This window comes from Burkholderia lata (genome assembly GCF_902499335.1).
Taxonomy (GTDB): Bacteria; Pseudomonadota; Gammaproteobacteria; order Burkholderiales; family Burkholderiaceae; genus Burkholderia; species Burkholderia lata_B.
This window is the reverse complement of record NZ_CABVQK010000002.1, coordinates 435,369-447,778: the sequence shown is the minus strand read 5'-3', so window position 1 is coordinate 447,778 and position 12,410 is coordinate 435,369. Positions and strand designations below refer to the sequence as shown.

Annotated in this window: 12 protein-coding genes; 5 read left to right on the top strand and 7 right to left on the bottom strand. The window is 69.5% G+C overall.

Annotated elements, in window-relative coordinates; translation table 11 throughout:
- Positions 1 to 16: 16 nt before the first annotated feature.
- Together BCO18175_RS06290 and BCO18175_RS06285 are read right to left on the bottom strand one after the other, a co-directional pair.
- Positions 17 to 1,384 (bottom strand): glutamate--cysteine ligase, encoded by a 1,368-nt coding sequence (locus BCO18175_RS06290; RefSeq protein WP_174979916.1) that lies wholly within the window; start codon positions 1,382 to 1,384, stop codon positions 17 to 19.
- 119 nt (positions 1,385 to 1,503) lie between these two features.
- A complete protein-coding gene (locus tag BCO18175_RS06285) occupies positions 1,504 to 2,340 on the bottom strand; it encodes an AraC family transcriptional regulator (protein ID WP_174918959.1) in 837 nt (278 codons plus the stop codon).
- 154 nt (positions 2,341 to 2,494) lie between these two features.
- On the opposite strand from BCO18175_RS06285, the gene BCO18175_RS06280 reads away from it, so the two are divergent.
- The 5 genes from BCO18175_RS06280 (at position 2,495) to BCO18175_RS06260 (ending at position 8,176) form a co-directional block, all read left to right on the top strand.
- On the top strand, positions 2,495 to 3,943 hold the full coding sequence (locus BCO18175_RS06280) for an efflux transporter outer membrane subunit (protein WP_254607976.1): 1,449 nt from the start codon (positions 2,495 to 2,497) through the stop codon (positions 3,941 to 3,943).
- Positions 3,944 to 3,952: 9 nt separating this feature from the next.
- Positions 3,953 to 5,329 carry an HlyD family efflux transporter periplasmic adaptor subunit gene (locus tag BCO18175_RS06275; protein WP_174979914.1) on the top strand — a complete coding sequence of 459 codons (1,377 nt, stop codon included), beginning with the start codon at positions 3,953 to 3,955 and terminating at the stop codon, positions 5,327 to 5,329.
- Positions 5,326 to 6,864, top strand: coding sequence for a DHA2 family efflux MFS transporter permease subunit (locus BCO18175_RS06270; RefSeq protein WP_174974811.1), 1,539 nt, complete (start codon positions 5,326 to 5,328; stop codon positions 6,862 to 6,864). Before BCO18175_RS06275 ends, BCO18175_RS06270 begins: the two co-directional genes overlap by 4 nt.
- On the top strand, positions 6,861 to 7,355 hold the full coding sequence (locus BCO18175_RS06265; protein ID WP_254607975.1) for a hypothetical protein: 495 nt from the start codon (positions 6,861 to 6,863) through the stop codon (positions 7,353 to 7,355). The genes BCO18175_RS06270 and BCO18175_RS06265 overlap by 4 nt, the downstream gene beginning before the upstream one ends.
- Positions 7,356 to 7,441: 86 nt before the next feature.
- Positions 7,442 to 8,176 (top strand): autoinducer binding domain-containing protein, encoded by a 735-nt coding sequence (locus BCO18175_RS06260; protein WP_080982137.1) that lies wholly within the window; start codon positions 7,442 to 7,444, stop codon positions 8,174 to 8,176.
- Here the strand turns inward: BCO18175_RS06260 and BCO18175_RS06255 are convergent.
- From BCO18175_RS06255 to BCO18175_RS06235, 5 genes are all read right to left on the bottom strand, one after another.
- Positions 8,099 to 8,881 (bottom strand): glutamine amidotransferase, encoded by a 783-nt coding sequence (locus BCO18175_RS06255; protein WP_174974807.1) that lies wholly within the window; start codon positions 8,879 to 8,881, stop codon positions 8,099 to 8,101. The genes BCO18175_RS06260 and BCO18175_RS06255 overlap by 78 nt on opposite strands.
- 55 nt (positions 8,882 to 8,936) lie before the next feature.
- The gene (locus tag BCO18175_RS06250) at positions 8,937 to 9,581 is read right to left on the bottom strand and encodes a glutathione S-transferase family protein (RefSeq protein ID WP_174974806.1); all 645 of its coding nucleotides are present in this window, start codon (positions 9,579 to 9,581) and stop codon (positions 8,937 to 8,939) included.
- Positions 9,575 to 10,738, bottom strand: coding sequence for a cystathionine beta-lyase (gene metC, locus BCO18175_RS06245; protein ID WP_438820486.1), 1,164 nt, complete (start codon positions 10,736 to 10,738; stop codon positions 9,575 to 9,577). The genes BCO18175_RS06250 and metC overlap by 7 nt, the downstream gene beginning before the upstream one ends.
- A gap of 80 nt (positions 10,739 to 10,818) precedes the next feature.
- A complete protein-coding gene (locus tag BCO18175_RS06240) occupies positions 10,819 to 11,472 on the bottom strand; it encodes a pyridoxine/pyridoxamine 5'-phosphate oxidase (RefSeq protein WP_174979912.1) in 654 nt (217 codons plus the stop codon).
- A gap of 8 nt (positions 11,473 to 11,480) precedes the next feature.
- Positions 11,481 to 12,383, bottom strand: coding sequence for an HpcH/HpaI aldolase/citrate lyase family protein (locus BCO18175_RS06235; protein ID WP_174979911.1), 903 nt, complete (start codon positions 12,381 to 12,383; stop codon positions 11,481 to 11,483).
- Positions 12,384 to 12,410: the final 27 nt, after the last annotated feature.

The following is a 12,410-nucleotide window of genomic DNA, read 5'->3' as shown; positions in this document are numbered from 1 at the left end:
GCCCGGCGCAGCACGGTCAGATTTCGGCTTCGTCGTAGATCCGTGTCGCGTCGCCGGCCCACGCATCGCGATAGCGGGCGAGCCAGTGCTCGGCCTGGGTCGGCGCACCGGCGACGATCTCGTCGAGCGGCGCGAGATACACGGATTCGTCGCGGCCGGCCGCATCCCTGCGTGCCCGCGCGCGCAGGCCGCGATGCGCGATCGCCAGCGCTTCGGCCGCGAACGCGCGCAACGGGCGGCCGTCGACCGACGCGCCGAGCCCGAAACGCGGCACGTCGCGCCGCAAGGTCAGCAGCGCGCCGCGGTCGATCGCGGCGGCCAGCGTCTCCGCGTCCGACAGCGCGGCCGGATCGTACAGCAGGCCGGTCCAGAACGCGGACAGCGCGACCATCATGGCCGGCGAGCCCGCATCCGCACCGCGCATCTCGAGATAGCGCTTCAGCCGGACTTCGGTGAACACCGTCGTCAGATGGTCGGCGAAATCGCCTAGCGTCGGCGTGTCGCCCTCGAGATGCGGGATGCGCCGCCGCATGAAATCGCGGAACGTCCAGCCGGTCGCATCCGTGTAGCGATCACCGCGCCGCACGAAATACATCGGCACGTTGTCGAGCAGCCAGCTCACGTAGCGCTCGAAACCGAAGCTGCGCGACAGGAACAACGCGGGCGCCCCGCAGCGATCCTCGTCGGTGTCGAGCCACGTATGTGCGCGCGTCGACAGCAGGCCGGTCGGCCGGCCTTCGGAGAACGGCGAATTCGCGAACAGCGCGGTCGCAACGGGCTGCAGCGCGAGCGACACGCGCATCTTGCGCGCCATATCGCTTTCCGACGCGAAATCGAGGTTGACCTGCACGGTGCAGGTGCGCTGCATCATGTCGAGCCCGCGCGTCCCGACGCGCGGCATATAGCGCTGCATGATCCCGTAACGCTGCTTCGGCATCCACGGCAGTGCCGCGCGCGCAAGGTGAGGGTGAAAACCCAGCGGCGCGCAGCGCAGGCCGAGCGGCTCGCACGCGTCGCGGGCCGCGGCGAGATGCGCATGCAGTTCGGCATGCGTGCCGTGCAGCGTATCGAGCGGCGCGCCCGACAATTCGAGCTGGCCGGCCGGCTCGAGCGAGATCGCCGCGCCGTCGCGCTGGATCACGCCGACGATCCGCCCGGCATCGACGATCGGCGTGCCGTCGCCTTGCAGCCGCGCGAGCACTGCGGCGATCCCCGACGGCCCGTCATAAGGCGCGGCTGCGTGCGTCGCACGCGCGACGACGAACTTCTCGTGCTCGGTACCGATCCGGAACTGCGCGGCCGGCTTGCAGCCGGCGGCCAGATGATCGGCGAGCTGCTGCTCGGAGACGATCGGCGTGTGGTCCGATACAACGGCATTCGACATCGACACCCTCCACAAATCACATTGAGCGACCGACCGGTCGGTCACGCAGCGACTATAGCGACGTCGATGCCGATGCTGTACTGGCAGGGGTGATAGGGGCGGGGTAGCGCCGTACTGCGCTACGGCTGCCTGCGCTTCGCGAAGTAGTGCGCGGGCGAATCGCCGAACGCGCGGCGGAACATCGCGATGAAGTTGCTCGGCGTCGCATAGCCCAGCGCGTCGGCGATGTTGGCGACGCTGTCGCCGCTCGCGAGACGTTCGAGCGCGTGCGTCAGGCGCGCCTGCTGACGCCATTGCGCGAAGCTCGTGCCGGTTTCCGCGACGAACAGCCGGCTCAGCGTGCGGGCGGACAGCCCGGCCCATTCTGCCCACGCTTCGAGCGTGCGGCTGTCGTGCGGCTGCCCGAGGATCGCGTTGGCGATGCGCAGCAGCCGCCGGTCACGCGGCATCGGCAGGTGCAGCGGCTCATGCGGCGCGCGACGCATCTCGTCGAGCAGCACGACACTGATGCGCGCCTGCTCGATGTCGAGCCGATCCTGGTCGGCCCACGACACCGCGCGCCGCACGAGCGCGCGCATCAGCTCGGTGATTGCGATCACGCACGGCTGGCCCGGCATCCGCCGGCTCGCGGCCGGTGTGATCACGACGCTCCAGCCGCTCAACGCACCGCTGATGCTGACCTTGTGCTGCTCGCCCGGCGGAATCCAGCCCGCGCGATGCGGCGGCAGCAGCCACGAACCGTGCGGCGTGCGCACGTGCGCGAAACCGCTTTCCACGCAGAACACCTGGCCGCGCAGATGGCTGTGCCAGTCGACCTCGCGGGTGCCGAGCCGGTACGTGTTGCGGCCGTCGTCCTCGCCCCAGACGGCGATCAGCGACGGGCCGTCCTCACGCTCGCTCGGATCGGAGTCGGCGCGCTGCACGGTGCGTGGTGGAGAAACGTCTCGGATGGGCATGGCCGGAATTCATTATTTTTTGTCTAAACAACATTATCAGCTTTGTCCGGGAGCGTCCAACAATGCATGTCGTGTTCAAACCGATACGAAGTAGAGGAATGCGATGCATGCAGCACTTGCTCCCTGGACACGCGATGCCGGCGCACTGCGCGTCATGTCGCGAATCGCCGTCGCCGCGGCGCTCGTCGTGCTCGGCGCGTGCGCGAGCCGCGACGGGCTCGCGCCGGCCGGCACGCTGCGCAGCGCCGATACGCTCGCAGCCACGCGCAGCCTCGCTCAGGTGCCGGCTACCGACTGGCCGGCTGCCGACTGGTGGCGCGCGCTGAATGATGCGCAACTGAGTGCGCTGATCGACGAGGCGCTCGCCGGCAACCCCGATCTCGCGACCGCCGATGCACGCGCACGCGAAGCGCAGGCGCTGGTGATCGAAGCGCAGGCCGCGCGGCTGCCACATCTCGTCGGCCGCGGGAGCGCGAAGGCCGAGCGGCTGTCCGGCACCCAGTTTTCGTCGGGCGAGGGCGGTGGCTTCTTCAGCCACACGCGCGAGATCAATCTCGGCCTGAGCTGGGATCTCGATCTGTGGGGCGGCCGCCGTGCGGCGTGGGAAGCCGCGCTCGGCGAAGCGCGCGCCGCGCAAATCGATGCGCAGGCCGCACGCGTGCTGCTGTCGGTCAACGTTGCGCGCGCCTATGTGAATCTCGCGTACGCATTCGATCAGCAGGACGTCGCGCGGGCCGAATACGAGCGCGCGGACGAAGCGCTCACGCTCACACGACAGCGCGTCACGAAAGGCATCGACAACGTCGCGCAGCAGCGCCAGGCGGAAAGCGAAGTCGCGGCCGCGACGCGCGAGCAGGCCCGCGCCGCGCAGGCGATCGACAGTGCGCGCATCGCGCTCGCGATCCTGCTCGGCGCGGGCCCCGATCGCGGCCTTGCGCTGGTGCGGCCCGCGCCGCTGCCGGCCGCCGCGCTCGCCGTGCCGGCCGACCTGCCGGCCGCGCTGCTCGGCCGGCGCGCCGACCTCGTCGCCGCGCGCTGGCGGGTCGAGGCGGCCAGCCGCAACGTCGCGGCCGCCCGTGCGGATTTCCTGCCCAACGTCAGTCTCACCGCGCTGATCGGGCTCGCGACGCGCGGCGGCGCCTCGCTGTTCCAGGCCGCGTCGCGCACCTACAACGCCAGCCCGGCCGTGAGCCTGCCGATCTTCGACGGCGGCGAACGGCGCGGCGTGCTGCGCAGGCGCGACGCGCAATACGACCTCGCGGTCGCCGGCTACAACAAGACGCTGATCGGTGCGATCGGCGAGGTGGCCGACGATCTGCACCGGCTGCATTCGCTTGCGGTGCAAACGGACGCGCAGCAGCGCGCGTTCGACTCCGCCACCGATGCGTGGCGGCTCGCGGACGCGCGCTACCGCGCCGGCGTCGGCAGCTACCTCGACGCGCTCGTCGTGCGCCAGCAACTGCTGGTCGCGAGCCGCGAGGTCGCCGCGCTGCGCGCGCAGCGCGCGGACCAGTCGCTGCAGCTCGTCGCCGCGCTCGGCGGCGGCTTCCGCGCCGAGCCGGACGACGCCGCGCTTGCCGCCACTCCTTCCCAACGTCCTTGACATCGAACCATGAGCAGCGACAACTCCCTGCAGACTCCCGCGCGACCCGCCACCGCCGATCCCGCCAGCGCCCGCCAGCAGCCGGCGGCCGACCACACCGCTGCGCCGCGCGCGCCGGGCGGGCCAGGTGGGCCTGATGCCCGCCCACAACCGGCACCGGGCGGTGCCGCGCCCGCGACGCCGCCACCGCCGGCGCGGCGCAAGCACCTGGTGCGCGCGCTCATCGCCGTGTTCGCGCTCGGCATCATCGGCTGGGGCATCTGGTACGTGATCGTCGGCCGCTGGTACGAATCCACCGACAACGCGTACGCGCAAGGCAACGTCGTCGAGCTGACGCCGCAGGTGACGGGCACAGTCGTGTCGATCGACGCCGACGACGGCAACCTCGTACGCGCCGGCACGCCGCTCGTCCGTCTCGACCCGAGCGACGCGCAGATCGCGCTCGCGACCGCGCAGGCCGATCTCGCGGCAACGGTGCGCAAGGTGCGCGGCCTGTACAGCAACGAGCGCGGGCTGGCGAACAGCATCGACGGCGCACGCGCCGAACTCGATACGCGCCGCACCGCACTCGACAAGGCGAAGGCCGACTACAGCCGCCGCGAGGATCTCGGCCGCTCCGGCGCGATTTCACGCGAGGAACTCGCGCATGCACGCGACACGCTGACGTCGGCGCAAAGCGCATACGCGGCCGCGCAAAGCACGCTCGCGACGTTGAGCGAGCAGCACCAGACGAGCAAGGCGCTGATCGACGACACCGCGGTCGCGTCGCACCCGGATGTGCAGGCCGCAGCCGAACGGCTGAGGGCCGCCTACCTCGCGCATGCACGCACCAACGTCGTCGCGCCCGTCACCGGCTATGTCGCGAAGCGGACGGTGCAGGTCGGGCAGCGCGTGTCGCCCGGCGTGCCGCTGCTTGCGGTCGTGCCGCTGCGCGAGCTGTGGGTCGACGCGAACTTCACCGAGAAACAGCTCGAACACATGCGAATCGGACAGCCGGTCGAATTGACCGCCGACCTGTACGGCGACGCGGTGCGCTATACCGGCCGCGTGCAGAGCCTCGGCGTCGGCACCGGCAGCGCGTTCTCGCTGCTGCCTGCGCAGAACGCAACGGGCAACTGGATCAAGATCGTGCAGCGGCTGCCGGTCCGCATCGAACTGACGGATCCGGCTCAGCTCGACGCGCATCCGCTACGCATCGGCCTGTCGATGCACGCACGCGTCGACCAGCACGACCGCAGCGGCGCCATGCTGTCGCATCGCGAACAGCGCGCACCGGTATTCCGCACCGACGTGTACCGTGACGAACTCGCGCGCGCCGACAGCCTGATCGCCGATGTCATCCATGCGAACCTGCCGGCGGCCGTGCGCGCGGAGGCGGTGCGATGAGCGGCCCGATGGCAGCCGCCGACAGCGGCTTTCGTCCGTCGAGCGTCGGGCTCACGACCTTCGGCCTCGCGCTCGCGGTCTTCATGCAGGTGCTGGACGGCACCGTCGCGAACGTGTCGCTGCCGACGATCGCCGGCAACTTCGGCGTGAGCACGACGCAGAGCGCGTGGGTCGTCACGACGTTCTCGGTCAGCAACGCGATCGCGCTGCCGCTGACCGGGTTTCTCGTCAAGCGCGTCGGGCAGGTGCGGCTGTTCGTGTGGGCGACGCTCGCGTTCACGTTCGCGTCGCTCCTGTGCGGCCTCGCGCAGAACCTGCCGCAACTCATCGCGTTCCGCGCGCTGCAGGGCCTGGTGGCGGGGCCGATGATCCCGACCACGCAGGCGTTGATGCTGTCGATCTATCCGCCGCAGCGGCGCGGCTTCGCGCTATCGATGATCGCGATGGTCACCGTCGTCGCACCGATCGCGGGGCCCGTGTTCGGCGGCTGGGTCACCGAGCATTATTCGTGGCGCTGGGCGTTCCTGATCAACCTGCCGATCGGCGTGTTCGCCGCGATGTGCGTGTTCGCCCAGATGCGTGCACGCGTCGAGACGACGGTTGCCGCGCGCGTCGACTATGTCGGCCTCGCCGCGCTGATCGTCGGCGTCGGTGCGCTGCAGATCGTGCTCGACAAGGGCAATGAAGCCGACTGGTTCAATTCGACGTTCATCGTCGTGATGTCGGTGGTCGCCGCGTTCGGCATCGCGCTGTTCCTGATCTGGGAGCTCAACGAACCGAACCCGATCGTGAACCTGCGGCTCTTCGCGCATCGCAATTTCGCGGCCGGCACGCTGACGCTCGTGCTCGCGTATTCGGCGTTCTTCGCGGTCAACGTGATCGTGCCGCAATGGCTGCAGCGCACGCTCGGCTACACGGCGTTCTGGGCCGGGCTCGCCGTCGCGCCGATGGGCGTGATCCCGGTGCTGATGACGCCGTTCATGGGCAAGTACGCGCCGCGCTTCAACATGCGCGTGCTCGTGTGCTGCGCATTCGCGATCCTCGGCACGTCGTCGTTCCTGCGCGCGGGTTTCGTGCCCGACATCGACTTCACGCACATCGCGCTGATCCAGTTGCTGCAGGGTCTCGGCCTCGCGCTGTTCATCATGCCGATCAACAGCATCCTGCTGTCCGACCTGAAGCCGGACGAGATCGCTGCCGGCTCCGGCCTGTCGACGTTCCTGCGCACGCTCGGCGCGAGCTTCGCGGTGTCGATCACGTCGTTCCTGTGGGACCGGCGCGCAATCGTGCACCACGCGCAGCTCAGCGAGCACGTGAGCGCATTCGATCCGGCCGTGCGGGCCGAAGTCGCGCAGCTCGGCGGCGGCGATCCGCAACGCGCGGCGACGCTGCTGGGCAACCTGGTCGACGCGCAGGCGTACCAGATCTCGTTCAACGACATTTCGTTCGCGCTCGGCTGCGTGTATCTCGCCGTGATCGCGGTGGTCTGGCTCGCCCGTCCGCCGTTCGGCCCCGGTGCCGCCGCGAAACGATGAAGCGGGCGCTGCACGGCCCGTTCCAACCCATGCTGTTCAATTCGATGGAGGTTGACCCAATGCCTACCCACCACGCTGGCGCCATGCCGTCCGACCTGACGACGCTCGCCGTGTTCGACGTCACGGAATTTCCGTTCGTCGTCGTGCGCAACGACGCGATTGCATCCACCGGCTACGCGGAGCGCTGGCTCGACGACATGCATGTGCTGATGCGGCACGGCGAGCCGTTTGTCATGATCTTTCCGCCGGCCCGCCCCAATGAAGGGCACGACGACCGCAAGGAACGCGGCATGTGGCTCAAGCAAAACCGCGCCGCGCTCGCTGCGGTCTGCCGTGCGCTGATCACGATCGAACCGGACCCGGCCGAACGTGAAGCGGCCATCGCGAACGCGTCCGGCATCGAAAAGGCGTTCGGCATTCCGTTCGACGTGACGGCTTCGCTCGACGACGCGAAGCAGGCAGGCCGGCGACGTCTGGCTGAGGCGGTCTAGCGCGGCCCGTTCGCGCGCAACGTCTCGAACCGATTGCGCAAGTCCGCCTGAATGCAGATTCCAACTAAACGAACGGGGTGGCTTGTATGAATGGACTGGATTGTCTGAAATGGTTGGTACCCGGCGACACGGACGCGTCATGGCAGAGAATGACCGACGCAGCCGCCGGAATGGGGTTCGACAAGGTCGTGCTGATCGTGTTGCCGTTTACCGGCGCGTCGTTCGATCTCGCACGCAAGTGGAGCAGCGGCGTGCCCGGCTGGACGGCGCTGTACCGGCAGCGCCAGTTCGACCGCGTCGACCCGATGCTGCGGCATTGCTTCCGTTCGGCACTGCCGCTCGTCTGGGACGACGCACTGTTCGCGCTGCCGGAGCAGCGCCCGTGTTACGAAGCGGCGGCCGCGTACGGCATGCGCAGCGGCGTCGTGCTGCCCGTGCGCGGCGCGAAGGGGGAAGTCGGCATGCTGTTGTGTGCGAGCACGGACGAGCTTGCCGCCACGCGCGAGCACTGCGACCGCCACCTCGCGGCGCTGACGCTGCTGCGCGACGTCGCGTGCGAAGCGATCGCCGGCACGCGCTGCCATGCACCGCCCGACAGCGTGCCGCGGCTCAGCCGGCGGGAAGTCGAATGCCTGCGCTGGCACGCGGCCGGCAAGACCTCGTGGGAAATCGGCCACATCCTGAACGTGACCGAGTCGTGCATCAATTTCCACTTCATGAACATCCGCCGCAAGTTCAACGTGTCACGTCGGCATGAAGCCGTGCTGCGTGCGGTCGAGTGGGGGCTGATCAGCATCTCCGACGTGACGGTGCCGACCTGATGCGGGTGCATCGTCGAGCCAGCGGTCGAGAAACGCGCTGAGCCACGCGGCCGTCGCGCGGTCGTGCCGCCGGCCTTCACGTGCCTGCGTCGCGAGATCCTGCGCACCGGGCGCCGACAGCTTGTGCGCGGCGGCCGTACTCCAGCGCCGCATCATCGGATAGCTCACTTCCGGATGGAACTGGACGCCATATGCGCGCGGCCCGTAGCGGACGGCCTGGTTCTCGAAATGCTCGCCGGTCGCGAGGATCTCGAGCCCGGCGACGCGCTCGAAGCCCTCGCGATGCCACTGGTAGACGTGCGACGGCCATGATCCGAGCCGCCGGCCGGCGGGTGTCGCGGCGATCGGCCAATAGCCGATTTCCGCGCGCCCGTCACAATGCGCGCTCACGCGGCCGCCCAGGTGGCGGATCATCATCTGCGCGCCGAGGCAGACACCGAGAAAGGGCGCGGCTTCGCGCAGCGGCACGCCGATCCAGTCGATCTCGTCCTGAATCCAGCGATCGCCGTCGTTCGCGCTCATCGGACCGCCGAACACCACGGCGCCCGCATGGTCGGCCAGCGTCGCCGGCAGCGGATCGCCGAGCGGCGGACGGCGAATGTCGAGCGGATGGCCGCGGGCGGCCAGCAGCCGGCCGATCCGGCCAGGGCTCGACTGCTCGCGATGCAGGACGATCAGGATAGGACGAAGGGCGGAGTGCGTCATGTCGTGTTGAAAGGGTCGTGAGTTCGTGAGGCCGTGACAGTCGTCACGCAGGCAGTCAGCCCGGCTGGCCGCGCAATGCGTCGAACGACACCATCACCTGTTCGCGATAGGCGGGCCGTCGGCACAGGCGTGCGTACCAGGCCTCGACGTGCGGCAACGGCGGCCGCTCGACGTCGAGCGAGAAATAGCGGAACAGCGTCGCGCCGGCCGGAATGTCGGCCAGGCCGGGCGTCGCACCGCCAAGGAAAGGCTGGGCCGACAGCAGCCGGTCGAGCAACTGGAAATGCGTCGCGCTGCGTGCGGCCTTGTCGCGCACGAGCGCGTCGTCGCGCCGCTCGGGCGGCGTTCGCACGAGCGCCCAGAACAGCCCGGTCATCACGTCGGGTTCGAGCGCGGTCTGCGACCAGTCCATCCAGCGCTCCGCGCGCGAACGGGCGAACACGTCGCGGCACCAGAATGGATTGTTCGGCACGCGCGCCGCGAGATAGCGCAGGATCGTGTGCGATTCCCACACGACGTCGCCATCCCAGTCGATCACCGGAATCCGGCACGTCGGATTCAGCGCCGCGAACGCGGGCGTCTGCAGCGAGCCGTGTTCGCCGCCGGCCGCGATGTGCCGGTACGGCACGCCCAGCTCGCCGATCAGCCACAACACCTTCTGCACGTTGAACGACGTGCGGCGGCCCCAGACGGTCAGCATCGCGCGGCATCCTCGCAAGCGGTGGCCTGCCGCGCGCACGCCGCATAGCGATCGAGACCGGCCGCAAGATCGGCGATCAGGTCGTCCGGGTCCTCGAGGCCGATATGCAGGCGTACGCCGCGGCTGTCGGCCGGCCAGCGTGCCGCGAGGCCGTGTGCGTCCAGTTCGAACGGCAACGCGAGGCTCTCGTAGCCGCCCCACGAATAGCCGAGCCCGAACAGCCCGAGGTGGTCGAGAAATGCTTCAACCGCTTGCGGCGATGCAGGCTGCAGCACGACCGAGAACAACCCCGACGCGCCACGGAAATCGCGGCGCCACAGTGCATGTCCGTCGTCGCCGGGCAGGGCCGGATACAGCACGCGCTGCACTTCGGGGCGCGCTTCAAGCCAGGTCGCGACCGCAAGCGCATTGCGCTGGTGCTGTCGCAGCCGCACGCCGAGCGTGCGTAACCCGCGCAGCGCGAGATAGACGTCGTCGGGGCCTGCGCACAGTCCGAGATCGCCATGCAGTTGCTTCAACGCGGGCCACGCGCGTTCACTGGCCGATACGGTGCCGAGCATCGCATCGGAATGCCCGACCAGATACTTGGTGCCGGCCTGGATCGACAGGTCGATGCCGAATGCATGCGGCTGGAAGAAGAGGGGCGTGGCCCAGCTGTTGTCCGCGATGACCAGCGCGCCGTGCGCCTGCGCAAGCCGGACGAGCGCGGGGATATCGTGCATGTCGAACGTGTAGGAACCCGGCACTTCGATGTACAGCGCGCGCGTGTTCGCACGGAATGCGGCCGCGACGGGCGTGCTGCCGTCGTACCAGGTCGTCTCGACGCCGAGCCGTGCGAGCACGCCTTCGCACGCATGACGCACCGGGCCGTAGACCGACGCGGTCATCAGCAGGTGATCGCCAGGCTTCAGGCACGACAGCAGCGCAAGCGTGCACGCGGACAAACCCGACGGGCACAGCACTGCACCGGCGCCGCCTTCGAGGCTCGTCACCGCGCGCTCGAGCGCGTCGGTCGTCGGTGTGCCGCGGCGGCCGTAGATATACGGCTGCGTGCGGTTCAGCAGATCGGACACCGTCGGGCTGAGCACGGTCGACGCGTGATAGACGGGCGGATTGACGAAGCCGTGCCAGGCCGCGCTGTCGCGGCCCGCGTGCATGAGCCGCGTGTCGTCGTGCAGTTGGCCGTTGATTCGCTCATGCAGGGTGCCGCCCGGCTGCGACGGGTGTGCGGCGGACTTCAAGGCCATAGCGCGCACCGTTCCCAGCGCTGACCGTCACGACGGTACGCCTGCCGCGCGAAGCGGCGCGCGCTGTCGGCGCGCCAGAATTCGGCTTCGTCCGGCGCGAGCGTGTACAGGTGCCAGTCGTCCGATACGAGCGCCGGATCGGCAGCCAGCCGCTCGAGCTGCACGTCGATCGCGCGCGTCAGGTCGGCGGGATCGTCGAGCCGTTCGCTTTGCCGGCCGGCGAGGATGCTTGCGCGCGAACGCTCGGGGCGGCCCGCGAAATCCGCGCGGCCTTCGGCGGCCGGCAGCCGCTCGACCGGGCCGCTCAGGCGGACCTGGCTCGCGATCGCCGGCCAATAGAACGTCAGCGCGGCGAACGGCCGGTTTTCGATCTGGCGCCCCTTGGGGCTGCGCGTGCTCCCCGCGAAATGCCAGCCGCGCGCGTCGACGTTCAGCAGTACGACGGAGCGCGCATCGGGCCGGCCGTCAGGGCGGACCGTCGACAGCGTCATCACCTGCGGTTCGACGGCGCCCGCGGTAACGGCCTCGTCGAGCCAGCGTTCGAATTGCGCTTGCGGCGTGTCGGGCCAATTCTCGGCCGGAACGTGCGGCGCCGCATGCGCGAGGGTTTTCAACGCCTTCAGGCGCGTTGCGATCGTATCCATGACTGGCCTCAGGCGATGCCGAATTGCGTCGCGCGGGCGATCAGCCGATGCGCGGCGAGATAGTCGGGGACTTCCGCGAGGAAACCGTCGACGACGGCCGCGGCCACTCGGCGGCCGCCGGATTCGCGCCGTGCGGTGTCGAACGCGTCGATCACGCGGCGGGCGAGGGTGACTTCGTCGGCCGTCGGCGTCAGCACGCGATTGACGACCGGCACGAACTGCCTGTTGACGATCGCCTTGGCCTGGTATCCCAGGCCGCGCGACACGCGCATGTCGAGCTCCGCGCCTTCGTTGTCGGCATAGCTGTACGGGCAGTCGATCGCGGTGACGCCGACCGCCGCGCATTCCACGCGAAAGCGCGAGCGCACATAGTCGAGTTCGCGGCCCGCGCGGGTGCGCTCGGCCCCCATGTCGGCCACCATGTCCTCGGTCGCGACCAGTACGGCCGACACGCGCGGGCTCGAACGCGCGATCGCCATCGTGTTCACGAGCCCGAGCGTCGTCTCGATGTTCGGCACCAGTTCGGTCGAGCCGGGCGCGATATCGTATTCGCGCTCGAAACGCGTGACGGCTTCGTCGAGCGCGACGACCTGCTCGGGCGTCGCGACGTACGACATCATCACGATGTCCGGCCGGCCGCGCATCGCGGCCCGCAGGTCGTCGATGCCGCCCGCATCGAGCGGGTTCACGCGTACGGATGCGAGGATGCCGGCATCGCGCCAGCCCGCGAGCACGCGCTCGCTGAGTTCGCGCGCGGCCGGACGACGGTCGGGCGGCGTAAAGGTTTCGAGTTCCTGGATCAATACGTCCGCGCCGCTCGCGGCGCCGGCGACGAGCGCATCGTGATCGGCGCCGGCGAGGAACAGCCAGGAGCGGCGCAGGCGGGAAGGGCGTCGGTGGGTCGTTGTCATGCGTGGATTCCTGTAGAGCGCGTGGTA